Source organism: Rahnella sp. WP5, from assembly GCF_000745615.1.
GTDB classification, from domain to species: domain Bacteria; phylum Pseudomonadota; class Gammaproteobacteria; order Enterobacterales; family Enterobacteriaceae; genus Rahnella; species Rahnella aceris.
On sequence record NZ_KN050721.1, the window covers coordinates 285,542 to 310,375 of the forward strand.

At 52.0% G+C, this 24,834-nt stretch carries 20 protein-coding genes and 1 pseudogene; 9 read left to right on the top strand and 12 right to left on the bottom strand.

Going from position 1 to position 24,834, the window contains the following annotated elements; genetic code table 11:
• Nucleotides 1-68: 68 nt before the first annotated feature.
• Nucleotides 69-941, top strand: a complete 873-nt coding sequence (alkA, locus tag EX31_RS22650) for a DNA-3-methyladenine glycosylase 2 (protein ID WP_037036908.1) — start codon at nt 69-71, stop codon at nt 939-941.
• A gap of 41 nt (nt 942-982) precedes the next feature.
• Here alkA and EX31_RS22655 read toward each other — a convergent pair whose 3' ends face one another.
• From EX31_RS22655 to EX31_RS22665, 3 genes are all read right to left on the bottom strand, one after another.
• The gene (locus EX31_RS22655) at nt 983-3,133 is read right to left on the bottom strand and encodes a diguanylate cyclase domain-containing protein (RefSeq protein WP_231576101.1); all 2,151 of its coding nucleotides are present in this window, start codon (nt 3,131-3,133) and stop codon (nt 983-985) included.
• 303 nt (nt 3,134-3,436) lie between these two features.
• Entirely contained in the window at nt 3,437-4,876 is a 1,440-nt protein-coding gene (gene mgtE / locus EX31_RS22660) for a magnesium transporter (protein ID WP_037036915.1), read from the bottom strand.
• A gap of 9 nt (nt 4,877-4,885) precedes the next feature.
• Complete coding sequence (locus tag EX31_RS22665; protein WP_037036918.1) at nt 4,886-5,104, bottom strand: YfgG family protein; 219 nt, start codon at nt 5,102-5,104, stop codon at nt 4,886-4,888.
• A gap of 513 nt (nt 5,105-5,617) precedes the next feature.
• Between EX31_RS22665 and EX31_RS22670 the strand changes: the two genes are divergently transcribed.
• Nucleotides 5,618-7,849, top strand: coding sequence for a sensor domain-containing phosphodiesterase (locus tag EX31_RS22670; RefSeq protein WP_231576102.1), 2,232 nt, complete (start codon nt 5,618-5,620; stop codon nt 7,847-7,849).
• A gap of 75 nt (nt 7,850-7,924) precedes the next feature.
• On the opposite strand, the gene ppx is transcribed toward EX31_RS22670, so the two are convergent.
• From ppx to purM, 5 genes are all read right to left on the bottom strand, one after another.
• The gene (ppx, locus tag EX31_RS22675) at nt 7,925-9,469 is read right to left on the bottom strand and encodes an exopolyphosphatase (protein WP_037036923.1); all 1,545 of its coding nucleotides are present in this window, start codon (nt 9,467-9,469) and stop codon (nt 7,925-7,927) included.
• Nucleotides 9,470-9,491: 22 nt separating this feature from the next.
• Nucleotides 9,492-11,561 (bottom strand): polyphosphate kinase 1, encoded by a 2,070-nt coding sequence (ppk1, locus tag EX31_RS22680; RefSeq protein WP_013576566.1) that lies wholly within the window; start codon nt 11,559-11,561, stop codon nt 9,492-9,494.
• Nucleotides 11,562-11,870: 309 nt separating this feature from the next.
• Complete coding sequence (speG, locus tag EX31_RS22685; protein WP_013576564.1) at nt 11,871-12,446, bottom strand: spermidine N1-acetyltransferase; 576 nt, start codon at nt 12,444-12,446, stop codon at nt 11,871-11,873.
• A gap of 220 nt (nt 12,447-12,666) precedes the next feature.
• Nucleotides 12,667-13,305 carry a phosphoribosylglycinamide formyltransferase gene (purN, locus tag EX31_RS22690; protein ID WP_013576563.1) on the bottom strand — a complete coding sequence of 213 codons (639 nt, stop codon included), beginning with the start codon at nt 13,303-13,305 and terminating at the stop codon, nt 12,667-12,669.
• Between the two features lie 36 nt (nt 13,306-13,341).
• Entirely contained in the window at nt 13,342-14,379 is a 1,038-nt protein-coding gene (purM, locus tag EX31_RS22695; RefSeq protein ID WP_015690292.1) for a phosphoribosylformylglycinamidine cyclo-ligase, read from the bottom strand.
• A gap of 232 nt (nt 14,380-14,611) precedes the next feature.
• Here purM and upp point away from each other — a divergent pair, with 232 nt between their 5' ends.
• The 3 genes from upp (at nt 14,612) to hda (ending at nt 17,496) form a co-directional block, all read left to right on the top strand.
• Nucleotides 14,612-15,238 carry a uracil phosphoribosyltransferase gene (gene upp, locus EX31_RS22700; RefSeq protein WP_013576561.1) on the top strand — a complete coding sequence of 209 codons (627 nt, stop codon included), beginning with the start codon at nt 14,612-14,614 and terminating at the stop codon, nt 15,236-15,238.
• 81 nt (nt 15,239-15,319) lie between these two features.
• Nucleotides 15,320-16,612, top strand: a complete 1,293-nt coding sequence (gene uraA, locus EX31_RS22705) for a uracil permease (protein WP_013576560.1) — start codon at nt 15,320-15,322, stop codon at nt 16,610-16,612.
• 176 nt (nt 16,613-16,788) lie between these two features.
• Nucleotides 16,789-17,496, top strand: a complete 708-nt coding sequence (hda, locus tag EX31_RS22710) for a DnaA inactivator Hda (RefSeq protein WP_013576559.1) — start codon at nt 16,789-16,791, stop codon at nt 17,494-17,496.
• Between the two features lie 53 nt (nt 17,497-17,549).
• On the opposite strand, the gene arsC is transcribed toward hda, so the two are convergent.
• Both arsC and EX31_RS22720 read right to left on the bottom strand, forming a co-directional pair.
• Nucleotides 17,550-17,906, bottom strand: coding sequence for an arsenate reductase (glutaredoxin) (gene arsC / locus EX31_RS22715; RefSeq protein WP_037036926.1), 357 nt, complete (start codon nt 17,904-17,906; stop codon nt 17,550-17,552).
• A 27-nt stretch (nt 17,907-17,933) separates the two neighbouring features.
• Nucleotides 17,934-19,310 (bottom strand): annotated as a pseudogene (locus EX31_RS22720) (M48 family metalloprotease); the annotation flags it as partial.
• A gap of 416 nt (nt 19,311-19,726) precedes the next feature.
• Between EX31_RS22720 and EX31_RS22725 the strand changes: the two are divergent.
• Nucleotides 19,727-20,791, top strand: a complete 1,065-nt coding sequence (locus EX31_RS22725; RefSeq protein ID WP_013576556.1) for an AI-2E family transporter — start codon at nt 19,727-19,729, stop codon at nt 20,789-20,791.
• A 74-nt stretch (nt 20,792-20,865) separates the two neighbouring features.
• Here EX31_RS22725 and bcp read toward each other — a convergent pair whose 3' ends face one another.
• Complete coding sequence (gene bcp / locus EX31_RS22730; protein WP_013576555.1) at nt 20,866-21,333, bottom strand: thioredoxin-dependent thiol peroxidase; 468 nt, start codon at nt 21,331-21,333, stop codon at nt 20,866-20,868.
• Nucleotides 21,334-21,358: 25 nt separating this feature from the next.
• Entirely contained in the window at nt 21,359-21,925 is a 567-nt protein-coding gene (locus EX31_RS22735; RefSeq protein ID WP_013576554.1) for a glycine cleavage system transcriptional repressor, read from the bottom strand.
• Nucleotides 21,926-22,070: 145 nt separating this feature from the next.
• Between EX31_RS22735 and dapA the strand changes: the two genes are divergently transcribed.
• The 3 genes from dapA to purC are packed head-to-tail and all read left to right on the top strand — an operon-like array spanning nt 22,071 to nt 24,818.
• Nucleotides 22,071-22,952, top strand: coding sequence for a 4-hydroxy-tetrahydrodipicolinate synthase (gene dapA / locus EX31_RS22740; RefSeq protein ID WP_013576553.1), 882 nt, complete (start codon nt 22,071-22,073; stop codon nt 22,950-22,952).
• Between the two features lie 16 nt (nt 22,953-22,968).
• Nucleotides 22,969-24,048: an outer membrane protein assembly factor BamC gene (bamC, locus tag EX31_RS22745; protein WP_051931134.1), complete on the top strand. Its 1,080-nt coding sequence runs from the start codon at nt 22,969-22,971 to the stop codon at nt 24,046-24,048.
• 56 nt (nt 24,049-24,104) lie between these two features.
• Nucleotides 24,105-24,818 carry a phosphoribosylaminoimidazolesuccinocarboxamide synthase gene (gene purC, locus EX31_RS22750; RefSeq protein WP_013576551.1) on the top strand — a complete coding sequence of 238 codons (714 nt, stop codon included), beginning with the start codon at nt 24,105-24,107 and terminating at the stop codon, nt 24,816-24,818.
• Nucleotides 24,819-24,834 lie beyond the last annotated feature (16 nt).

Genomic DNA, 24,834 nt, shown 5'->3' on the forward strand with positions numbered 1-24,834 from the left:
TCTATTCTTTTGTTCTTAATGCTGAATTATGGCTCCCAACCGGGGGCCATTTTTATAAGGATCATGCTGTGACAACCCTGTTTCTGACCTATCAGCCTCCGTATGACTGGCAATGGATGACGGCATTTCTCGGCGCGCGTGCATTGCAGGGTGTTGAACAGCAGGATGGCGAATATTACCAGCGTACGCTGGCGGTGATGCACCACGGCGAATGGCTGACCGGCTGGTTGCGGTTGCGTCCGTTGCCTGAGCGAAATGGCGTTGAACTGGAAGTGTCGGCGTCGCTTTCGCCGGTCACGGAGAACATAGCTGCACAGGTGCGGCGGTTGTTGGATCTGGACGCGCAACCCACGCTTATCGCCGAGGGTCTGGGGGGACTGGCTGACAATGCGCCGGGATTACGCCTGCCGGGCTGCGTCAACCGTTTTGAACTGACGGTGCGCGCAATCCTCGGGCAACTGGTGAGCGTGAAAATGGCGGCGACACTGGCGACGCGGCTGACTGAAAAATGGGGCGAACCGGTGCGTACGCCGTTTGCCGCGCTGACGCATTTGTTTCCGTCTGCGGCGGCCATCGGGCAGTTAACGGTAGACGATTTACGGGGTATTGGTGTGCAGGCCAAACGTGCAGCGTGTCTGATTAATATTGCGCAGGCAGTGGATGACGGGCGTTTGCCGCTGGATGACATCACCGATGTGCAGGACGGAATAAAACAGCTGCAGGCGATGCCGGGGATTGGCAACTGGACTGCCAGTTATGTGGCAATGCGCGCCTGGTCAGCGCCTGATGTTTTTCTCGGCGGTGACTATCTGATTAAACAGCGTTTTCCGGGCATGACGCCCGCGAAGATAGCCCGCTATGCCGAAGTCTGGAAACCTTGGCGCACCTACGCCACGCTGCATTTGTGGTTCAATAATGAGTGGCAGCCGGACACGCCGTAGGCGGGGATTAACGTGACACTTCTGTGCCAGACTGATGTTCTTCAGGGGGGGATGGCACCGCTGGTATGTGCAGTGGCCGTTTTTTGCGCCGGTTCATATTTATAAACCCGCCCGCGTCCGTTGTGTTTGGCGATGTAGCAGGCCATATCCGCCTGTGCCATGTATTCGCTGCCGGTGATGTTCGCATCATTTATTTGCGTCATTCCTGCGCTGGCTCCGATCCGGTAGGCATTTCCTTCCCAGATAAATTTGAAATCGTTGATTTTGTCCACCAGATGCTGCAGCGTTGCCAGCCCTTCTTCCTGAGGACAATCAAATAAGATCAGCGCAAATTCATCGCCGCCCAGCCTTGCCAGCCGGTCGCTGTTGCGGATGTTCTCCTGCATCAGTGCGCTGATCTGGCGCAGCAGTTCATCTCCTGCGGCATGTCCTGCGGTGTCGTTAATCGCTTTAAAATGATCCAGATCGATAAACGCCAGGCCGTGAGGCTGACGTTGTGTTGCAGTCAGATTCAGCGCTTTTTTCAGGCTCGATTCGAAACTGCCACGATTCGACAACCCGGTGAGTAAATCGTGAGAGGCGCTGTAACTGAGTTTTCGCATCAGTTCGCGGGATTTACTGACGTCCTGTAGCACCAGCACAATGCCAATCGGTTCGTCTTTCAGGGTGCGCAGCGGTGACACTGCCAGCTGAACATCAAACAAAGCCGTGTGATGGCCGTGCAGAACCAGCGAACGCTCAACGGAAGAGTGCAGATTTTCATTGATATCAAACTGCAAAAGATCGTCGATAAGCGGTCCTCCCGCTCCTTTGCTAATGCGCACGATGCGGCCTACCGGTTGCCCCTGCGCCTGCTGTTCTTTCCAGCCAGTCATTTTCTCTGCGACCGGATTCATGAAAGTGATATTCATATTCCGGTCGGTGGAGATCACCGCTTCATTGATCGAATTCAGCGTGATATGCAGCAGCTCTTTTTCTTCATGCAGCGCTTCCGAAAGGCGTTTGTTAGTCATTTCGGTGTGTTTAAGCTCGTTGATATCTTCAATCTGAGAAATGAAATACATCGGATTATGGTGTTCATCACGCACCAGAGATACGGCGAGGAATGCCCAGATAACTTCTCCGCTGCGGCGCAGATAACGCTTCTCCAGGGTGTAACTCTGGATGTCATCGTTCAGTAATTGCTGCAACAGCGCCAGGTCTTTGCCCAGATCTTCATGATAGGTAATTTCCTGGAACGTCAGGGTGGTCAGATATTCCGCCTCATAACCCAGCAGATGACACAGGGCTTTGTTCACCTGCAGCAGCTTGCCTTCCGGTGATACCAGCGTCATGCCAATTGCGGAATACTCCATGGCGTTTCGGAAGCGATTTTCACTTTGCGTGATGTGAGATTTTTCAGTACGCAACGCATGCATTGCCATCGCCATGGCATTCGCAGGCATCAGAATCAATAGCAGCGGCAGGAAAATCAATCCCTGAGGGAGCTGATCCGCCAGGTGCGGCTGAACGGAAATAATGCCGCTGGTATGCAGTAACGCAATCATCAGCGTCATCGAGAGGAAAATGATGAACGATTCCATACGGGGTAAACGGATGGCGGCCGATAACAGCGGAATGGTGATAAAGGCGAAAGTGTAAGGCAGCCATTTCAGGGCCAGAAAACCGGCCGCCAGCGTCAGGATCAACGTCAGAAGCAGTCCGAAAAGACGCGGCGAGGTGATCAGTTTAACCAGATAGCCGCGCTGGTAGATAAGCCCCAGCGGCGTGAGTGCGAGGATCGCCACGGCTTCTGACATAAACCAGGTGGTAAAGCGGCTTTGTAATTCTGCCGGAGAATGAACATGCAGAATAAACAACAGCATGATTAACGCGCTGACCAGCGGGCAGAAGATCACCGCGACGAAAAGGAATTTCATCCAGGAACTCAGCCCCGAAAGCGGATCCTGTGCCGGCAATATTCTGCGCAATAAATCCGCACACAGAGAAGCCTCAATAAGGTTGTTGAGCAGATAAGGCAGATAGCGAAAGAAGGGCGTACCGAGGATCGTATGTGATGCCGCGATGCCCAGTGCGGCGGCGCACAGCAGCGGGATCCAGTCGCGATAGCGATGGTGGAATAAAACAGGGATCAGCAATGCTGTCGGTAGCCACAATCCGGCGAGGCTGGACGACTTCTGGATGATACTCAAACAGGCAAAGGCCAGCAGGCAGGTTGAGATGCCTAAAAGTAAGCAGGATGTCCAGTTTGCCCGATTAGCCCCAGTTGAGGGCGGCTTGCTATTTTCCACGGTGAAAACCTTTTTCTGGCTGACGGAGCGTTGCAGGCAGTCGCAGTGATACTTATTGATTAATGTTATCAATGCACTACCGCAGGGCGAACTGCGGCAGGGGTTAATGAGTACCGGAAAATCAGCGCTAATGATTAATATAAATTCTACATTACGCTGTAATAGATAACGAATTTTCCGGCCAGAAAGCCGGAATTCATTTTGTTAAAGCAGGAAAATGGTGGCAAGGCCGAGGAAAATGAAGAATCCGCCAGTGTCAGTCAGCGCGGTAATCATCACACTGGATCCGACCGCAGGGTCGCGGCCCAGGCGTACCATGGTGAGGGGGATGACGACACCCATCAGCGCGGCCAGCAGTAAATTTAGCACCATCGCCAGCGTCATCACCGCGCCCATCTCCCAGTTGCCATAGAGCAGCCAGGTGACAATCCCCATTAATCCGCCCCAGACGAGGCCGTTGATCAGTGCCACGCCCAGCTCCCTGAACATCAGGAATTTCAGATTGCCGAGCTGAACATGGTGCAGCGCCAGCCCGCGGACAATCATGGTGATGGTCTGATTGCCGGTATTTCCGCCGATACCGGCGACAATAGGCATCAGCGCGGCCAGCGCAACGAGCTGCGAAATCGTGTGTTCAAACAGGCCGATCACGCGGGAAGCCACAAACGCCGTACACAGATTGATGGCCAGCCACGCCCAGCGGTTACGCACGGCTTTGGTTACCGGCGAGAAAACATCTTCTTCAGGGCTTAAGCCACCCATGCGGCGTAAGTTACTGTCGGTGTCGTTATTGACGAAATCGACGATTTCTTCCACCGTCAGGCGGCCCATCAGTTTGCCTTTTTTATCCACGACGGCAGCGGTGATCAGGTCATAACGTTCGAACGCGCTGGCGGCGTCTTCGGCTTTGTCCTCCGGTTCAAAACTGGTGAGATCGGTGATCATCACGTCGGAAACCAGCGTATGCGGCGCGTTCAATAAAATCGTGGTCAGCGGCAATTCGCCAAGCAGCGTATTTTTCCGGTCAGTAATAAAGACTTTATCGGTTGCCTGCGGGATTGACTTACGTGAGCGGAGAAAGCGCTGAACGGTGCCCAGTGAGACATCCGGACGAACGGTCAGCAACTCGAAATCCATGATACGGCCAACGCATTCTTTGCTGAATTTCATCACTTCGCGAACTTTCTCTCGCTGGCGGGGATCCAGTGAGGTCAGTACGCGGCCAATCAGGTCGCGGGGCAGATACTCCGCCAGATAAACCTGATCGTCCACATCCAGCAGTGACATGGTTTTGAGCAAATCCTTATCGCTCATTTCTTCGATCAGACTGTCCCAGACGGTTTCTGAGACTTCCACCAGCGCTTTACCGCGTGCTGCGGGTTCGACCAGCCGCCACAGCGCCAGACGTTCACGGATCGGCAGTGCTTCCAGTACGTCCGCAACGTCCGCCGCGTGAAGACTTTGTACCCGCGAGGTCAGCTCGGCGGTGTTGTCCATCAGTTGTGCGCGGGTGGCGTCATCAACATCAGGTTCCTCGCCCAGAATACTGTCGGCGAGGTCATCAGTGTTCAGAAGGAGATCGAGGATCCTGCTGCGGCTTTCAGCCAGTTTCTGGCCGTAATTCTTTGGTTTTCCACCAGACATTTGTGATCCTTAGTCCTTTGAGTAACGACAGGTTTTCAGCGTGCCGGTACAGGTTTTTGCCGGAGTCTGTTCCTGTAACTCCACAGTTTGCGTATCGGGCCGGGTTTGTTTTTGATTCTGATGATGTGAATACGCACCGATAGCGGAGTAGACCAGACGCCCGAACAAAATAATGAAGCTTATCGCTAAAACGATTTTCGTCATTCTGATGTTGGTTTTTCGAGACATAATTTAATCGCTTAAGTAAATCGTTGCTCCGGTGAAGGAATGAAGGTCTGCAAATGATAACGTTTACAATATATAACACATCTAAACAGGCAGCCAGATAATCGGATTAAGGGCAAACGCGCGGTTTAAAGGGGTATAAATCCATCAAACTTAAGACTTTTCGTTCTCCTTAAGAAGGATCGCATGAAATTGCCAAAAAAATTTTATTTCATGCATCACGCGATGAATTTGTCTGAGATGAATTTTTGTCAAATCACAAAGATTGTGTTTATTGATATGCATCAAGGGATTTAAGATAAGTCACATTAGAATCCAGCCATATTTTAAAATTTATATCCCGGCCTCCGCTGTATTCTTTTTTCTTCTGCGTTTTTTCTGTGAGATGACGTTTTTACAACGATAATTGAGGACGGAACCTGTGGCCATCGTCATCGGACTGTCTGTCTGATGTCTATTACACCCTGAACCCTTCACTGCAGCATGAAGTTCATGCGCAAAACTTAGATGGACTTGATGCGTAAAAAATTTTCCTGGCAAGACATGCGCCATAAATGGTGGGGCCTTCCTGCGATTTTTGCTCTGGTGCTGATCCCGGTGACCTCGTGGCTTTCTCCGATGATTTCCCTGCCGGATGGCCGTACTTATCTCATTTATATGCCGATGGCGACCTGCGTCGCGTTGCTGATGGTATTTGACTGGGCCGCATTGCCGGGCATCGTCCTGACGCTTTTCCTGCGCTATTACCTGCGGATTGGCTTCGAGATGGGGATGCTGATGACGGTGATTTATTTCGCCGCGCTGTCTCTGGCCTGGCTGGGCTATCGCTGGCAGGCGGGAAGTCGCTGGTCCGCACCGCTCGGTCTGATGAATCTGGCGAAAGCCCGGGTAGGCTGGTTGCTGATTTTCCTGACATTATTCTTAGTCATCGTGCTGCAAGTTGTGATTGAAAGCGGATTGCTGCCCGATTATCTCGGCATGGCGACGCGGGACTTTTTCACGCTCAGGACCCTGGTCAATTTACAGGGGATGGTCCTTGGTATTCTGCTTAACTCGCATGTGATTTATCTGGTGATACGCATTATCCGCAAGCCGCATTATTTACGTGTGGTCTGCACGAGGTTGCGTCAGGAAATGGCACCAGGCGTGAAGTTTGCTGAGATTGTGCTGTGGTTTGTGGTTCTGGGGGTCATGGTCACGTTGTTGTGCCTGCCGGGGCTGAGTGAACCGTTCATGAAGATTTTACTCAGCGATTACACGCTGACGCTACTGTTTCCGGTATTGCTGTTTGGAGCCTGGCGCTACGGTTATTACTTTATCAGTATCGTCTGGACCGTCACCCTGACTGTGTTATTTGAATTCTATCAGGGGTTTATCTCCGAACACGGCTTTGTTCATAATCTGGTGTTCGTGTCCGCCCTGATGTTGGTCTATACGATGACGTTGTTGCTGATGGCGGCCATCGCCTCACGTCAGCGTCTGCTGATGAAAAAATCCAGCGCCGCCGCATTGCAGGATCCGGTGTTTGGTCTGCCAAACCTGCGTGCCTTCAACCGCGATCTGGCGAGCTATCCGCGTTCCATGCTGTGTTTTATCCGTGTTTCCGACATGGACGTGCTGAGCCGTAACTACGGCATGCAGTTGCGTATCCAGTTTAAACAGCAACTGGCGCACGGGCTGAAGCCTTATCTGCAACCGGGTGAGCGGGTTTATCATTTACCGGGTTATGATCTGGTCTTGCGGCTTAACTGCGAAGATTCGGATAAAAAATTGCAGAATTTGCATGACTATCTGGAAGATTTTCGCCTGATCTGGAACGGCTTGCCGCTGCATCCCAATATTGGCTTATCGTACTGTACCGTGTTTTCGCCAGTGGAACATCTGCCGGTTTTGCTGGGCGAACTGAGCGGTATTGCTGAAGTTTCCCTGACCACCGGGCAGCCGGAATCGAATAAAAACGACCACAGTCAGGTACAACTGGAGATCAAAGAAAAAGTCGACATGCTGCATAAAATTCAGCGGGCACTGGATGACGATCGCTTTGTGCTGATGGCGCAACCCATCTTCGGGGTGCGTGGCGACAGTTATCATGAAATCCTGCTGCGTCTGTCTGACAGCGCAGAAGGAACGCTGATCACACCGGATAAATTCCTGCCGGTGGTGCATGAGTTCGGTTTGTCGTATCAGCTGGATATGTGGGGGCTGAAACATACACTGATGTTTATTAATCAGAACCGTGTTCATTTGCCGAGTCTGCGCTTTGCGGTGAATTTCACGCCCTCGACGCTGTGCCGCCCGACATTTAGCCGCGATTTTAAAACGCTGATGCTGGAATATGAGGTAGAACCGTTCCAGATCGTGCTGGAAGTGACCGAATCCCATCTGCTGCAGAACATGAAATATGCCGACCTGGCGATGCGGGAATTGCGTTCCTACGGTTGCCGCATTGCGATTGATGACTTCGGTACGGGCTACGCCAGTTACGGTCGTCTGAAGGCTATTCAGGCCGATATCCTGAAAATTGACGGCAGCTTCGTGCGCAATATGCTCACTGATTCGCTGGACGCCTACATTGTGCAGTCAATCTGTCAGGTGGCGCGCATGAAGCATCTGTCGATTGTGGCGGAGTATGTGGAAACTGAAGAACAGAAAATCGCGCTGCACGAGCTGGGTGTGGATTACATGCAGGGTTATCTGGTAGGTAAACCGCAACCGTTAAACAAACTACTGGAATTCCCGATCGTCTGACATTGAGCGATGTCCGGAAAGAAAAAGCCCTCTGCGCATCAGATGCCAGAGGGCTCTTTTATTGCAACGAAACGGTTAGTTTTTCACAATACCGTCTTCTTCCTCGAGCATCAGTTTCCAGCCCGTCACGTCATCCCAGTAACTCTGTTCTCTTTCGAAATCCAGCTGAACCAGGTTGTTCTGAGCCAGATATCCGGCCGGGAAACGCAGTGTCCAGTGATTATCATCGGTAGATAACCGCAGGGATTCAGGCGTGGTCGTTGACTGACGCTGATTGTTGAGCAGCGCCCCTAAACGCAGAAGCTGGATCAGCGGAATGTAGTGTTTCTTCTTGAACAGATTCAGGCGCGGCAGTTCTTCCAGCTTGATGGCTTTTCGGTGGAAACGGACCAGTGTGGCCAGCAGCGTTTGCTGTTCCTGATTGAAACCCGGCAAGTTGGTATTTTGCAGGATATACGAGGAATGGCGGTGCATGCCGGTGTGGTTAATGCTCAGACCGACTTCATGCAACATGGCGCTGAATTTCAACAGTGATTCCAGCTGCGGCTGCACCAGTTTGGTATTTTGCGCCAGCCACTGGGCATACAATTGCTCAGTGGTATCCAGCACACGGCGCGCCTGTTCACGGTCAATGTTGTAATGCTCAGCCAGACTTTTGGCGGTACGGGTACGGATATCCTGATGACGGAAACGGCCTTCCATTTCATACAGCACACCTTCACGCAGTGCGCCGTCAGAAAGACGCAGCTCTTTGATCGCCAGCGCATCGAACACGCCGCGCAGAATGGCAAGCCCCGGCACGAACACCGATTGCCTGTCTTCCGATAAGCCTGGTAAATCCAGGGCACTGAAATGTTTAAAGTTCAGTACCGCTTCGGACAGCATTTCCAGCCGTTCAGGGGTAATTAAGCCGTCTTTTTCGCCCATCGCGACCAGCACTTCGTGTGCCGCTTTAATACTGCCGGAGGCACCCAAAGCATACTGCCAGCCCTGCAGGCGGTACTGCCACGCCAGGGTTTCCAGCTTTTGCGCAGCAGCGAGCTGGGCACGTTTGAAGTTACTGCGGCTGATTTCGCCATTGGGGAAGAACATCTGCGCAAAACTGACACAGCCCATACGGCGGCTTTCGGCCAGCAACGGCTCGAAGTCCTCTCCGATGACCAGTTCTGTTGAACCGCCACCGATATCGACCACCAGCTTGCGGCCTTTTTCAGGCTGCGTATGTTCAACACCCATAAAAATAAGTCGTGCTTCTTCCTGCCCGGAAATAATTTCAATCGGGTAGGGAATGACTTCTTTGGCACGCTTGAGAAATGCCTCGGCGTTCACTGCCTGACGCAGCGTATGTGTACCGACGATAGTGACGTTATTTTCCGGAAAACCCTGCAGGCGTTCGGCGAATAAAGCCAGGCAATCCAGCCCGCGTTGAATGGCTTCTTCACTGAGCACATTTTTACTGTCGAGACCATCGGCCAGATGGACGCGCTGTTTCAGGCGTCCCAGGACCTGCAGCGCGCCGTTAACGACGCGTGCAATGACCATATGGAAACTGTTCGACCCGAGATCAATCGCCGCAATTTCCTGTGGCTTGGCATTCAGTGGGCTGCTTTTAAGGGGCATAGTTGTGTAACGCTCCAGGGGTTCAGGCTTGCTGACTTTGTTGTTCCAGCTCTTTCAGATATTCATAAATCGCCAGTTGCGCACGGACTTTGCGGCGATTTCCGCGTGGAACATACCGGTTGCTCAGTTCTTTATCAATCACTCTGGCTTTTACTGTGTCACTAAACAGCAGCTCAAGGATATCCAGAACGCGCTGTTTCAAACGCGGATCGAGCAGGGCGACGGCCACTTCAATACGATAATCAATATTACGCGTCATCCAGTCGGCAGAAGACAGGAAGACTTTAGAATCGCCGCCATTTTCAAAGACATACACGCGATCGTGCTCCAGATAGCGGTCAATGATGCTGGTAACCTGAATGTTTTCGCTAAAGCCGGGTAAATTCGGCACCAGAGAACACATCCCGCGGATCAGCAGACGGATTTTCACCCCGACGTTAGACGCGACGTAGAGGCGGTCGATCAACCCTTTATCCACCAGATTATTGATTTTTAGCGTAATTCCGCCTGTTCCACCCGCCTGAACGTTAGCAATTTCACGGTCGATCAAACGGTAAAGCATGTCGCGCGAGTTTTGCGGTGACACCATCAGATGCTCGAACGACACCGGGCGGTAAGGGTTTTCAATAAAGTTGAAGACGCGGCGGACCTCGTTGGTGATCCTCGCATCGGCGGTGAGCAGCGAATAGTCGGTATAAAGGCGCGCCGTTTTCTCGTTAAAGTTACCGGTCCCGATATGAGCATAGCGGACAATTTCGTCGCCTTCGCGTCGGGAAATAAGAAAGAGTTTTGCGTGTATTTTCAGGCCCGGCGCAGAGAAAATAACGTGCACACCGGCTTCAGTCAGACGTTTCGCCCAGTGAATATTGGCTTCTTCATCGAAGCGCGCCTGCAGTTCGACGACAACAGTGACTTTCTTACCGTTGTGCGCGGCGTGGATCATCGATTCGATAATGCGGGAATCTTTCGCCACGCGGTAAATATTGATTTTTATCGACAGCACGTTCGGATCGAACGATGCCTGACGCAACAGTTCCAGTACGTGCTCAAACGTGTGGTACGGATAATACAGCAGCACGTCTTGCTCGCGGATCGCTGCAAAGCCGTTGCGGAATTTATCGAACCACAAATGGCGCAGACGTGGCAGCGGACGGTTGACCAGATTGGCTTTGCCGACGTTCGGGAAGCCGATGAAATCTTTAAAATTGTGATAACGGCCACCGGCAATCACCGAATCATAATTGGAGATGCCAAGTTTACCGCGCAGCAGTTCGACCATTTCATCCGGCATATCACGCTGATAAACGAAACGTACCGGTTCGGCGGTCAGACGCTGTTTCAGGCTTGATGACATCAGCTCAAGCAGGCTCGATTCCATTTCCGTGACCAGATCATATTCGGCGTCGCGGGTCATTTTCATGGAGTACGCGTTCAGTGCATCGTAATCGAAGAAGCCTTTGAAAATATCATCCAGACAATAACGCAGGATGTTATCCAGCAGGATCATCGGTTTACGACGGCGTGGTGCTTCCGGCGGCAGGTTAACGAAACGCGGCACTTTATCGGACGGGATTTCCAGCAGCGCGTAATGGATCTCTTCGCCACGGATAATTTCTACTGCCAGATAGGTGTAATCGTCTTTGAGGAATTGCACCAGATTGGTATCGTGGTTAATCAGAATCGGTGTGATGTACTGGCGCAGCTGATGTTTGAAGTACTGACGCAGCCAGGCTTGCTGGTTTTCAGAAACCTGGCGTTCGTTAATCAGGAAGATCTGATTACGCGCCATTTCCAGAAGCAAATCGTTGTAAAGACTGTCGAATTCCTGATCAATGCGCAGCACCTTCGCCTGAATTTTTTTCAGCAAATGACGGGACGCGCCCAGAAAACCTTGTTCTTCACTGATGAGGATCCGTCGTTTTAAATCGGCAAAACGGACTTTATAAAACTCATCCAGGTTATTGGAGTAGATCCCTAAAAAACGCATCCGTTCGATCAGGGGATTGCTTTTGTCAGCCGCTTCCTGCAACACGCGCTCATTGAAGGACAGCCAGCTTAGTTCTTTCTCGATATAAAGCTTTTCCTGACCCATTTTCACTCCGTTCATTTAGCTTGCAACCTGGCCCATACAGGCAAATTTGCCTGAAAACACCGCAATGTAGCTCAACATATTCTTCGTGTTGCCCGCCTTTTAAGCGGCCAGCGCAGCAGGAAGTCATCTGTGAGAGGGGCCTAGTGTCTACTATCAATATTGCGAAAGATTGACAGGAAAGTCCAACATAACAAGGGATGATTTCAGGAGAGTCTTTAACGGGGAGTCAAAAGAGAGAAAAGTGTTACCGATGAAAGACATTTGCATCCTTCACCGGTCATTATTTCACCGATTTATGTCGCGGTGGAATTAAACCGCGCTGGCGCCAATCAGGGATTCCGGTTTGACCTGAACAGGCTTGGTTTTGTATTTCGCCAGAAACTGCGGCTGGAAAATACACATGCGGATGGCGCTGCGATATTCGCCGTTCACAAAGAATTCCTGTTTCAGTTCACCTTCAAGCTCGAAGCCTAATTTGCTGTAAATGTGGATCGCCTTTTTATTTTCTTTATCCACGATTAAATACAGTTTGTAGAGGTTAAGAACGGAGAAGGCATAATCCATCGCCAGACGGACAGCGTCACCGGCAAAGCCTTTGCCCTGATGCTGCGGATCGATGATGATCTGAAATTCCGCGCGGCGGTGAATATGATTAATTTCCACCAGCTCGACCAGGCCGACCGGTCCGCTTTCGTATTCAATAATAAAGCGGCGTTCGCTTTGGTCATGGATATGCTTGTGATACAAGTCGGTCAGTTCGACGAAAGCCTCGTAAGGTTCTTCAAACCAGTAACGCATGATGCTGGCGTTATTATCAAGACGATGAACAAACGACAGGTCGTCCTTTTCCAGTGGACGTAATCTGACGCTGTTATGGCTAAACATGGGGTGTTCCTCAACTATAAAAGCCGTTTTATGAGGGTAACCTTCGTAAATATGAAATCGGAAACAACCGTGTTCCCGATGAAGGTCGGCGCACAAACGACGTTTAAACGTGCGCCGGGATGTGCATTATATCGGACGAAATGTAAACAAATGTCAAATGACGGAAAATAAAAAACCGGCGCATGGCCGGTTTATAGTGAAATCATGATGCAGTGGTAGATTAATCTTCTGCATATCCGCGTTCAGAAAGCGGATTGTTATCCAGCAGCGCCTGACCCTTTTGCAGCGACAAACGTCCGTCAACAAACCAGCTGACCACCAGCGGATAAATGCTGTGTTCCTGCGTTTGTATGCGGGCAATCAGCTCTTCTTCTGTATCGTCAGCAAACACCGGGACTTTTGCCTGTAAAATCACCGGACCGCCATCGAGTTCTTCAGTCACAAAATGCACGGACGTGCCGTGTTCCGCATCCTGATTTTCAATGGCCTGACGGTGGGTGTGCAGACCCGGATATTTTGGCAGCAGGGAAGGGTGGATGTTGATCATGCGTCCGGCAAAGCGCTGGACGAATTCAGCGGTCAGAATACGCATATAACCGGCAAGTACCACCAGATCAGGCTGGAAAGTGTCAATGGCATCCGCCAGTGCAACGTCAAATTCCGCCCGGTCCCGGTAAGCCTTAACATCCAGTGCATGCGCGGGAATACCGGCTAAACGGGCTCTTTCAAGCCCGTATGCAGCTGCTTTATTGCTGAAGACCGCACTGAGTGTTGCGTTGATTCGTCCCTGCTGGCAGGCATCAATCAGGGCCTGTAAATTGCTCCCCTCGCCCGATACCAGAACCACAATCCTTTTCATTTTGCTACCCGTCTTCAGTCAGTTGATTTACTGGTTTTATTCAATAACCACGCGTTCAGCGGAGTCAGAGGCTTTAATGTAGCCAATTTTCCACGCTTTTTCGCCATTATCGTTCAGTAATGCAATCGCCTGATCGGCCAGTTCTGCCGGAAGTGCCACCAGCATACCCACACCACAGTTAAAGGTGCGGTACATTTCGTGACGGCTGACATTACCGGCGGTTTGCAGCCAGGTGAAGACATCCGGCCACTGCCAGCTTGATTCGTCGATAATCACCTGCGTGTTGTCCGGCAATACACGTGGGATATTTTCCCAGAAGCCGCCACCGGTCAGATGGACGATGCCGTGAACATCCACGTTTTCGATCAGGTTCAGAATCGATTTCACGTAAATTTTGGTCGGTGCGAGCAGGTGATCGGCCAGCGGTTTGCCTGCCAGATCGGTGGTTTCCGGGTCAGTCTTACTGACTTCCAGAATTTTGCGCACCAGAGAATAACCGTTGGAATGCGGGCCACTGGCGGCCAGGCCGATCAGCACATCCCCGTCAGCCACTTTGCTGCCGTCGATGATTTCTGATTTTTCCACCACACCCACGCAGAAGCCTGCCACGTCGTAATCTTCGCCGTGATACATGCCCGGCATTTCAGCGGTTTCACCGCCGACTAACGCACAGCCAGACTGTTTACAGCCTTCTGCGATACCGGTGATCACGCTGGCGGCAGTATCGACGTCCAGTTTGCCGGTGGCGTAATAGTCGAGGAAGAACAGCGGTTCAGCGCCCTGAACGATTAAATCGTTGACGCACATCGCGACCAGATCGATACCGATAGTATCATGGCGTTTCAAATCCATCGCCAGACGCAGCTTGGTGCCAACGCCGTCGGTACCCGAAACCAGTACGGGTTCACGATATTTTTGCGGCAGCGCGCAGAGGGCACCAAAACCGCCCAGTCCACCCATCACTTCAGGGCGGCGAGTCTGTTTTACTACACCTTTAATGCGGTCTACCAATGCGTTACCGGCATCGATATCTACGCCTGCGTCTTTATAGCTGAGAGAGGTTTTGTCGGTCACTGCGAAGTCCCCACGGCGGTTTGGGTTGGTGGTTGAAGAATAAAGCGGGGCAATTCTAACAGTGGAAGCAAACGTTTGCGAGCGCCTTATTCGATGATGAGTTTTAGGCTGTCTATACTCTAACCGGGTTACTGATGATCCAGATCAGGCTATTTGGTATGGCGTTCAAAAAAAATGGCGTTATAATCTCGCGATTTTTTTTTGCAGCTCAACCACCTTAGGAGAATAAATAATGAAGATCGTCGAGGTGAAACACCCGCTGGTGAAACACAAGCTGGGCCTGATGCGTGAAAACGACATCAGCACGAAACGTTTTCGCGAACTGGCTTCTGAGGTGGGAAGTCTGCTGACGTATGAAGCGACTGCTGATTTAGAAACTGAAAAAGTGACGATCGAAGGCTGGAATGGCCCGGTCGAAATTGATCAGATTAAAGGCAAGAAAATTACCGTAGTGCCTATCCTGCGTGCCGGTCTGGGCATGATGGAAGGCGTACTGGAACACGTTCCGAGCGCGCGTATCAGTGTGGTCGGCGTGTACCGTGATGAAGAAACCCTCAAGCCTGTGCCGTATTTCCAGAAACTGGTTTCTAACATTGAAGAACGTCTGGCACTGGTGGTTGATCCGATGCTGGCCACCGGTGGTTCTATGATTGCCACCATCGACCTGCTGAAAAAAGCCGGCTGCCAGAGCATTAAAGTGCTGGTGCTGGTTGCCGCGCCTGAAGGGATCGCTGCTCTCGAAGCTGCACACCCGGACGTTGAGTTGTACACCGCCTCGGTGGATCAGGGACTCAACGATAAAGGCTACATCATCCCGGGGCTCGGCGATGCGGGCGACAAGATATTTGGTACGAAATAAGCAGCAAGCAATAAGCCGACTAAGCAGTCGGCTTTTTTTTGAGATTTTTTTACCCGCCATTTTTTACAGAGGATCACATTCATGACCCGTCGTGTCATCGGGGTAAGCGAACGTCCGCCATTGCTGCAGACGATTCCCCTGAGTTTCCAGCATCTGTTTGCCATGTTTGGTGCCACCGTCCTGGTGCCCATTCTGTTTAAGATCAACCCGGCAACGGTGCTGCTGTTCAATGGCATAGGGACTTTGCTGTATTTATTTGTCTGTAAAGGGAAGATACCGGCGTACCTTGGCTCGAGCTTCGCGTTTATTTCCCCGGTGCTGTTGTTGTTACCGATGGGGTATGAGGTGGCGCTCGGTGGTTTTATTGCCTGCGGGCTGTTGTTCTGCCTGGTGGCGCTGATTGTTAAGAAAGCCGGGATTGGCTGGATTAACGTGATATTCCCGCCTGCGGCGATGGGCGCAATCGTTGCCGTCATCGGACTGGAACTCGCGGGCGTGGCGGCGAATATGGCCGGTCTGTTACCTGCCGAGGGCGCGGCGGTGGATTCCACCACCATTACCATTTCGCTGGTGACACTGTCCGTGACCATTCTGGGGTCCGTGTTGTTCCGTGGTTTCCTGGCGATTATCCCGATCCTGATCGGCGTGCTGGTGGGTTATGCACTGTCGTTCTTTATGGGGGTGGTGGATGTCTCAACGATCGAGAATGCGCACTGGTTCGCGCTGCCAACCTTCTATACGCCACGTTTTGAATGGGTCGCCATCCTCACGATCCTGCCTGCGGCGCTGGTGGTTATTGCCGAACACGTCGGGCATCTGGTTGTGACGGCAAACATTGTGAAGAAAGATTTACTGCGTGATCCGGGCCTGCACCGTTCGATGCTGGCAAACGGTTTGTCGACCGTATTGTCCGGTTTCTTCGGCTCAACGCCAAATACCACGTACGGTGAAAACATCGGCGTCATGGCCATCACCAAGGTATACAGCACCTGGGTTATTGGCGGCGCGGCCATTCTGGCTATTCTGCTTTCCTGTATCGGCAAACTGGCGGCAGCCATCCAGGCTGTGCCGGTACCGGTGATGGGTGGCGTTTCATTGCTGCTTTATGGCGTGATTGGTGCATCCGGTATCCGCGTGCTGATTGAATCGAAAGTGGATTACAACAAAGCACAAAACCTGATCCTGACCGCAGTGATCCTGATCATCGGTGTCAGCGGCGCGAAAATCCACATTGGTGCAGCGGAGCTGAAGGGCATGGCGCTGGCAACGATCGTGGGCATTTTCCTGAGTCTGCTGTTCAAAGTTATCGAGATTTTCCGTGGCGAAGAACAGATCATTGATGTTGAAGATGAGCGGGAAAATCCGCCGGTCTGATCTGCGCGTTTTTAAGTGAATCCCTGACCGGCGGGTGTATTGCCAGCCGGTCAGGTGCTCGGATCGCAAGCGGTTGCACCGGGCACAGTTCATTTCACAACGGATCCTTGCTAGAATTCGGCAGTTCCTTTTATTGACGTGACAACATCTGCGGTCATTATACCGCTTTGGTTGAGGTGCTTCTGAATACGCCGGCACAGCTTTCTTTGCCACTTTATCTTCCCGATGATGAAACCTTTGCCAGTTTTTATCCGGGGGAAAACCCCTCTCTGCTTTCTGCCATTCAGAGCGCATTGCATCAGGAACACGGCACTTATATTTATTTCTGGTCACGCGAGGGCGGCGGCCGAAGCCACTTGCTGCATGCAGCCTGCGCCGAATTATCACAGCGCGGTGAAGCCGTCGGTTATGTGCCATTAGATAAACGCGCGTATTTCGTGCCTGAAGTGCTGGACGGTATGGAGCACCTGGCGCTGGTGTGCATCGATAATATCGAAGGCATTGCCGGTGATGATGAATGGGAAGCGGCTGTTTTCCATCTCTATAACCGCATTCTTGAAACCGGCCGTACGCGCCTGTTTATTACCGGCGATCGACCTCCGCGTCAGCTCAATCTCAGCCTGCCGGATCTGGCTTCCCGTCTCGACTGGGGGCAAATCTACAAACTTCAGCCGCTTTCCGATGAAGAAAAACTTCAGGCATTACAGCTACGCGCTAAGCTGCGTGGGTTTGAACTGCCGGAAGACGTGGGCCGTTTCCTGCTCAAACGTCTGGATCGGGAAATGCGTACGTTGTTTATGACCCTGGATCAGCTCGATCGCGCTTCGATTACGGCGCAGCGGAAACTGACGATCCCGTTCGTGAAAGAAATTCTCGGGTTGTGACAGGAAGGGATGTCCGGGTTCGTTAGCACTGAACCCGAACTGAAAGCGCGGGGTTATAAAATCTCTTTGACCTGTTCCGGCGGACGCCCTAAACGCGCTTTGCCGTTGGCCACCACAATCGGACGTTCAATCAGCCGCGGATGATCGGCCATCGCCTGTAACAGCGCGTCCTCGCTCAGACTGGTATCCTTCAGATTCATGTCTTTATAAATCTGCTCACCCTTACGCATCAGTTCACGTGCTGAACTGAAACCCAGCAGGCTGATCAATTCTTTCAGCTTATCCACTGACGGCTGCGTTTCCAGATACAAAATCACTTGCGGTTCAATGCCTTCTGCTTCCAGCAATTTCAGGGTTTCACGGCTCTTCGAACATGCCGGATTATGATAGATTGCGACGTCGTGTTGCATAAAATTTCCTCCATTCTGGCACTGAAATCAGCCTTTCTGATACTGACGGAATCGTTGCTGCAACTGACGAAGCTGGTCGATTCGTGCGTCATAACGGGCCTGTTCCAGACTGCCTAATTTTTGTAATGCGCTGGCATTACTCAGCATTTCAATTGCCTGATCCAGACGTCCGACTAATGCCACGCTTTCCGCACGGGCAGCCAGTTCCTGCGCACGTAAACCCTGGGCGGCAGCGGCCTGAGACAACAAATCCCAACCATTCGGGTCACCCGGATAATTGAAAGTATAGCGGTTGAGGATTTTCATGGCATTGGCCGGTTTCGCGCCTTCGAGATAAGCATTGGCCAGATTGAGTTGCAGCACGGCGTTGGCACTGCTGGCCGCACCGGCCTGCTCCAGACGCGCTATCGCCTGCGGCGCACGTTTGCTGTCGATATCATTATCGGTGGCTAAATCGAGTAACCATTCGTTGCCCGGATTCTGAGCCAGCAGCGGTTCAAGGATCGTCCGCGCCTGATCGTATTTTTTGGCTTTATAAAATTGCAGTGCATGACCGTATTTTGCCGCCAGTTGTTCGCGGATATTGCCATTGCTCAGTTTTAGCAGATAGTCGTCACTCAGCGGGAAGCTCTCTGAACCGTACATCCCCAATATGCGTACTTTCGCCAGGGTGTAATCTTGTGAAGATTGCACAATCGGGTGCGGCATCTGGTTGGCGCGGTTACGGATATCGGCCAGACGGCTGTCGGGCAACGGGTGCGTCAGCAACATTTCCGGCGGACGGGTCGAGTAGCTCGCCTGATCTGCCAGTTTTTGCAGGAAGGCGGGCATCGCCTGCGGATCAAACCCCGAACGCTGTAAGACCTGAATGCCGATACGGTCGGCTTCCTGCTCATTGCCCTGCGTGAAGCTGATCATGCCTTGCTGCGTGCCTGCTAGTGTACCGGTCAGCGCCGCCATGCCCATTTGCGGACTGGCCATCGCCAGTAGAATTGACCCCAGCGCACCCACCCAGGTGAGCGGCGCGTTACGTTGCTGGTCTTCCATTGCACGCGCCAGATGGCGCTGAGTCACGTGGGAAATTTCGTGCGCCATGACGGACGCCAGCTGGCTTTCGTTATCGGTATAACGGAACAGTGATGAGTGAAGCACCACATTGCCGCCAAAGAAGGCAAAGGCGTTCAGCTCATCGTTATTGACGATGAAAAAATGGAACGGCGTGCGGACGGAATAGGCATGCGCCACCAGCCGTTGCCCCAGTTCGTTGATGTACTGATTGAGCAGCGGATCGTTAATCAGCGGCGTGCTGGCGCGCATCTGACGGACATAAAAATCGCCCATCTGTAATTCCTGATTAATACTGAGTGTACCGCCTGCAGTCGTGCCGATGTCCGGTAATTGGTCGCTCACCGGCGGGGCTAACGGCGAGTTAGGGCTTTTTACGGGGCTCACGGGGGTTGACCAGAATGAACTGTCATCCGCACCGGCGGGCGGTATGGAACCTGCCAGCAGGCTGCCCAGACACAGGGCAATCACCCTTTTTTTCAACCGCATGACCATAAACATTTGCTTCCCAATAAGTTAACCGCGATACCGATGAGCTTTGCGAGCCTTTCTTCTGCGGACAGTCAGTCAGACCATTATTTTCTTGCGCTTTTCTCTGCGCTGGTCTCTATAGTAGCTATCCGCGTGAGAGTTTAAAACACTCCGAAGCTACAGTCGTGTGACAACGAATTTTTTAAATAGTTACTTGTGTCTGAGCGCGCAGGGAACGAACAGCGCGTAGATGCCAGACCCGAAATTACAGGAGCGTTTTCTTAATGTTGGATATGTTATTACAGTGGTATCGCCGTCGCTTTACCGACCCGCAGGCTATCGCGCTGCTGGCGATTCTGGTCGCAGGATTCTGCATCCTCTATTTTCTCAATGGTATCCTTGCGCCGCTTCTGGTGGCGATCGTACTCGCCTATTTGCTGGAATGGCCGACGGTGCGTCTGCAACATGTCGGGCTTTCCCGCACGCTGTCGGTCAGCGTGGTGCTGATTATTTTTGCCGGTATTTTGCTGCTCGGTATGTTTGTCATTGCCCCGGTGACCTGGCAGCAGGGGGTGAACCTGATGACCGATTTACCGAGCATGCTGAACCGCTTTTATGATTTCGCCGCAACATTGCCGAAGCGTTATCCGGCGCTGGTGGATGCGGGCATCATCGATATGATGGCGGAAAACATGCGCAGCAAATTATCCGGGCTGGGTGAGTCAGTAGTGAAATATTCACTGGCCTCGCTGGTCGGTTTACTGACGCTGGCAATTTACCTGATTCTGGTGCCGATGATGGTGTTCTTCCTGCTCAAAGATAAAGAGCAGATGCTGAGTGCCGTGCGTCGCGTTCTGCCACGCGATCGCGGGCTGGCCGGACAGGTTTGGGTGGAGATGAATCAGCAGGTCACCAACTATATTCGCGGCAAAGTGCTCGAAATGATTATCGTCGGAGTGGCCACGTATCTGGTGTTCTGGGTGATGGATTTGCATTATTCGCTGCTGCTGGCGGTGCTGGTCGGCGTATCCGTTCTGATCCCGTATATCGGCGCGATGCTGGTGACCATTCCGGTGGTGATTGTCGCGATGTTCCAGTGGGGGCTGGGCGCGGATTTCTGGACGCTTTTCGTCGCCTATCTGGTGGTGCAGGGGCTGGACGGTAATGTGATCGTGCCGCTGTTGTTCTCTGAAGCCGTTAACCTGCATCCGCTGGTGATTATTCTTTCTGTCGTGGTGTTTGGCGGTCTGTGGGGATTCTGGGGGGTGTTCTTTGCCATACCGCTGGCGACGCTGGTCAAAGCCGTGGTTCACGTCTGGCCGGATGAATCACTCAACGAAACGGTCTGATTTTTTCTGCTTACCGCACCCAATAAAAAAAGCGCGTCTGCGCTTTTTTTGTCTCCACAATCTGACCGTGTCGGCTATTTACCGTTGAGGTAGGCCATGACGATGTCATGGTGATTGGTGGTTTTGAAATCGTCGAACACTTTCTCGACTTTGCCATTGCCGTCGAGCAGGAAGCTGATGCGATGGATGCCGTCGTAGGTTTTCCCCATAAAGGATTTTTCACCCCAGACGCCAAACTGCTCACAGACCTGATGATCTTCATCGGACAACAAGGTGAAGTTCAGCAACTCTTTCTCAGCAAAACGCGACAGTTTTTCCGGTTTATCGGTGCTGATCCCCAGCACTTCTACTCCGGCATTTTTTAACTGATCCATGTTATCGCGCAGTCCGCAGGCTTGTACGGTACAACCCGGCGTCATGGCTTTAGGATAGAAATAGACCAGGACTTTCTGTCCCTGGAAGTCGGCCAGATTAATTTGTTCACCGTCTTGGTCGGGCAAACTAAATTGCGGCGCAGGGTCACCGGCTTTCAGTGGGCTCATTGTCTTTCTCCATATCTCTTAGCGATTACTGCAGTTTATCTTCATTCTCAGAATAACTAACCACGTTAATACTGCCTTGCGCTTTCAGTTCTGTACATAGCTGATGAAACGCCTGCTCAATAATTGCCGCATCGGTATTGGCTGCGCTGTGCGCCGTTATTTGAATCGATAACTGCGCCGGCGTGGCGGCATCTGCCGGGCGCGTTTTTGAGGCAAGTTCGGCGATATTCATCTGATGCGTATCGAATAAATCGGTAAAACGTTCGATCAGATGCGGAGAGTCTTTCACCTCCACTTTCACCCAGACCGTAGCAGGCATTGGCTGGCGTTCATGTGCGCTGGTTCGCTTCATCACGATCAATAATTCCAGCTCTGCGCCTTTTTGCGGCAGAGTGGATTCGATCAGTGTAATCGCGTTCCAGCTTCCGGAAAGCAGCATGATAAACGTAAACTCATCACCGAGCATCGCCAGACGGCTGTCTTCAATATTACAGCCGCAGCTGCTGACCTGACGGGTAATGGTGTTGACGATACCCGGACGATCAGCGCCTAAGGCGGTGATCACGAGATAATGTTGTTGTGGCTGCGGCAAAATAGGTCTTCCTGTCGTGCTTGGGAGTATTCCCAAGGTAAACATAAAAAAAACCGCCGGACAAGCGGTTACCGCTCGTTGATTGCTTGCTTTTGCAGTGGTGTCAAAAGTACCATGAGTGACCTGTTTGTGGAGGGGAAGGTCAATGTTTACGGGAAGTATTGTTGCACTGGTTACGCCGATGGACACCAAAGGTGCTGTCGATCGCGCGAGTCTGAAAAAACTGATTGATTATCATGTGTCCAGTGGTACTGCGGCGATCGTTTCCGTTGGCACGACCGGCGAGTCGGCCACGTTGAGCCATGAAGAGCACGGTGACGTGGTCTTACAGACGCTGGAACTGGCTGATGGACGCATCCCTGTTATCGCAGGCACTGGCGCAAACGCGACTGCTGAAGCGATTTCTCTTACGCAACGTTTTGAAAAAAGTGGCGTTGTTGGTTGCCTGACAGTCACCCCTTATTACAACCGTCCGACGCAGGAAGGTCTGTATCAGCACTTCAAAGCCATCGCTGAAAATACCTCTTTGCCGCAAATTCTCTACAACGTGCCTTCACGTACCGGCTGCGATATGTTGCCGCAGACTATCGCGCGTTTAGCAAAATTGAAGAATATTGTTGCTGTTAAAGAAGCAACAGGGAACTTAAGTCGGGTTAGTCAGATCCAAGTGCTGGTTGATGATGAAGATTTCATTTTGCTGAGCGGCGATGACGCCAGCGGTCTGGACTTTATGCAACTCGGTGGTAAGGGCGTTATTTCCGTCACGGCTAACGTAGCTGCCCGTGAAATGGCCCAACTTTGTGAGCTGGCAGCGCTTGGCAACTTTGCCGAAGCGCGTCGCCTGAATCAGCGCCTGATGCCTTTGCATCAGAATTTGTTTGTAGAAGCAAACCCAATCCCGGTGAAATGGGCCTGTAAGGCACTGGGTTTGATGGCAACCGATACGATGCGTCTGCCTATGACGCCGTTAACAGATGCTGCCCGTCCGGTCGTGGAAGAAGCATTAAAAAGCGCCGGTTTGCTGTAACTCTTAGGAAGATTTGATGGCCTCTTTATTTGACAAGAACAGTTTCCAGATGACCCGATTGCAGAAAACGGCCGTAGCGAAAGTGGTCGGGGTTTCCCTGATCATGCTGCTGGCCGCCTGTTCAAGCGATCAACGTTACAAACGCCAGGTAAGTGGCGATGAAGCCTACCTGGATGCGTCAGGTCTGCATGAGCTGAAAGCGCCGGTCGGGATGATTCTTCCCGTGCAGAACGGAACGTATGAAGTTCAGGCAGGATCAATGCAGGGCGCCGTGGGCAAACAGCTCGACATCCGTCCACCATCCCAGCCACTGGCGCTGCTGAGCGGTTCCCAGACGCAATTCTCTGGCAACAGCAGCACCGTGTTGCTGGAAAATACCGCGCAGAACCGTGATCTGTGGAATAACGTCGTGAAAGCGGTTGAGCAAAATAATTTCAAAATTGCCAACCGTGATGATGCTAACCAGACACTGACCACCGATTTCGTTGACTGGAATCGTGCGGATGAAGACTTCCAGTATCAGGGGCGTTATCAGATCAGCGTGAAACAGCAGAGTTACCAGTTAGCGCTGACGGTGAAAACGCTTGAGCTGAAACAACAGGATAAACCTGTGACCTCTTCTGCTGAAATCCAGCGTTACAACAGCCAGATGATGAACGCCATCACGGCGAACCTGGATAAAGTGCAGCAGGATACTCAGGCACGTCTCGACAACCGTCGTGTTGGTGAGATTGATGTTCAGAGCGGTGCAGATGATACCGGCCTGCCGGTGCTGATTGTTCGTGAGAGCTACGGCGTTGTGTGGGATCGCCTGCCAAATGCCCTGGCAAAAGTCGGCATGAAAGTAACCGACAGCAGCCGTCCGCAAGGCACATTGTCTGTGACCTACAAACCGCTGAATGACGATGCGTGGCAGACACTGGGTGCGAAAGATCCGGGACTGACTTCCGGTGATTACAAACTTCAGGTTGGCGACCTCGACAACCGTAGTAGTTTGCAGTTCCTTGATCCGAAAGGACATGCTCTCAGCCAGTCGCAGAACGATGCGATGGTGGCGGTCATGCAGGCCGCGTTTAGCCAGAGTAGCGCAAAATAATACCAAGGGGCTCCGGCCCCTTTTTACATCTGTTTTTTCCACTGGAGTAAGTAAAGATGCAAAAGTTAGCTGAGTTGTATCGCGGCAAGGCGAAAACCGTCTACACCACCGAAAACCCGGACCTTCTGGTACTGGAGTTCCGTAACGATACGTCAGCACTGGATGGTCAGCGTATTGAGCAGTTCGACCGTAAAGGCATGGTTAACAATAAATTTAACCATTTCATCATGGCTAAGCTGGAAGAAGCCGGTATTCCTACTCAAATGGAACGCCTGCTGTCTGACACCGAAGTGCTGGTGAAAAAACTGGATATGGTCCCGGTTGAATGCGTGATCCGTAACCGTGCTGCTGGTTCGCTGGTAAAACGTCTGGGCATTGAAGAAGGTCTGGAACTGAACCCACCGTTGTTCGATTTGTTCCTCAAAAATGACGCCATGCACGACCCGATGATCAACGAATCGTATTGCAAGACCTTTGGCTGGGTGAACGAAGAAAACCTCGCGCGCATGAAAGAGCTGAGCTACAAAGCCAACGACGTGCTGAGCAAACTGTTTGATGATGCCGGTCTGATCCTGGTCGACTTCAAACTGGAATTCGGTCTGTTCAACGGGGAAGTGGTGCTCGGTGATGAGTTCTCTCCTGACGGCAGCCGCCTGTGGGATAAAGAAACCCTGAACAAAATGGACAAAGACCGTTACCGCCAGAGCCTGGGTGGTCTGATCGAAGCTTACGAAGAAGTCGCTCACCGTATCGGTGTGAAACTGGACTAAGCTGCACGTTATTTTT

What these genes read in the sequence shown, in the direction of transcription:
- mgtE (WP_037036915.1), bottom strand. Translation starts at nt 4,876, where the DNA reads ATGTCTGGTGGAAAACCAAAGAATTACGGCCAGAAACTGGCTGAAAGC.
- EX31_RS22665 (WP_037036918.1), bottom strand. Translation starts at nt 5,104, where the DNA reads ATGTCTCGAAAAACCAACATCAGAATGACGAAAATCGTTTTAGCGATA.
- EX31_RS22670 (WP_231576102.1), top strand. Translation starts at nt 5,618, where the DNA reads ATGCGTAAAAAATTTTCCTGGCAAGACATGCGCCATAAATGGTGGGGC.
- ppx (WP_037036923.1), bottom strand. Translation starts at nt 9,469, where the DNA reads ATGCCCCTTAAAAGCAGCCCACTGAATGCCAAGCCACAGGAAATTGCG.
- ppk1 (WP_013576566.1), bottom strand. Translation starts at nt 11,561, where the DNA reads ATGGGTCAGGAAAAGCTTTATATCGAGAAAGAACTAAGCTGGCTGTCC.
- speG (WP_013576564.1), bottom strand. Translation starts at nt 12,446, where the DNA reads ATGTTTAGCCATAACAGCGTCAGATTACGTCCACTGGAAAAGGACGAC.
- purN (WP_013576563.1), bottom strand. Translation starts at nt 13,305, where the DNA reads ATGAAAAGGATTGTGGTTCTGGTATCGGGCGAGGGGAGCAATTTACAG.
- upp (WP_013576561.1), top strand. Translation starts at nt 14,612, where the DNA reads ATGAAGATCGTCGAGGTGAAACACCCGCTGGTGAAACACAAGCTGGGC.
- uraA (WP_013576560.1), top strand. Translation starts at nt 15,320, where the DNA reads ATGACCCGTCGTGTCATCGGGGTAAGCGAACGTCCGCCATTGCTGCAG.
- arsC (WP_037036926.1), bottom strand. Translation starts at nt 17,906, where the DNA reads ATGCAACACGACGTCGCAATCTATCATAATCCGGCATGTTCGAAGAGC.
- EX31_RS22725 (WP_013576556.1), top strand. Translation starts at nt 19,727, where the DNA reads ATGTTGGATATGTTATTACAGTGGTATCGCCGTCGCTTTACCGACCCG.
- bcp (WP_013576555.1), bottom strand. Translation starts at nt 21,333, where the DNA reads ATGAGCCCACTGAAAGCCGGTGACCCTGCGCCGCAATTTAGTTTGCCC.
- dapA (WP_013576553.1), top strand. Translation starts at nt 22,071, where the DNA reads ATGTTTACGGGAAGTATTGTTGCACTGGTTACGCCGATGGACACCAAA.
- bamC (WP_051931134.1), top strand. Translation starts at nt 22,969, where the DNA reads ATGGCCTCTTTATTTGACAAGAACAGTTTCCAGATGACCCGATTGCAG.
- purC (WP_013576551.1), top strand. Translation starts at nt 24,105, where the DNA reads ATGCAAAAGTTAGCTGAGTTGTATCGCGGCAAGGCGAAAACCGTCTAC.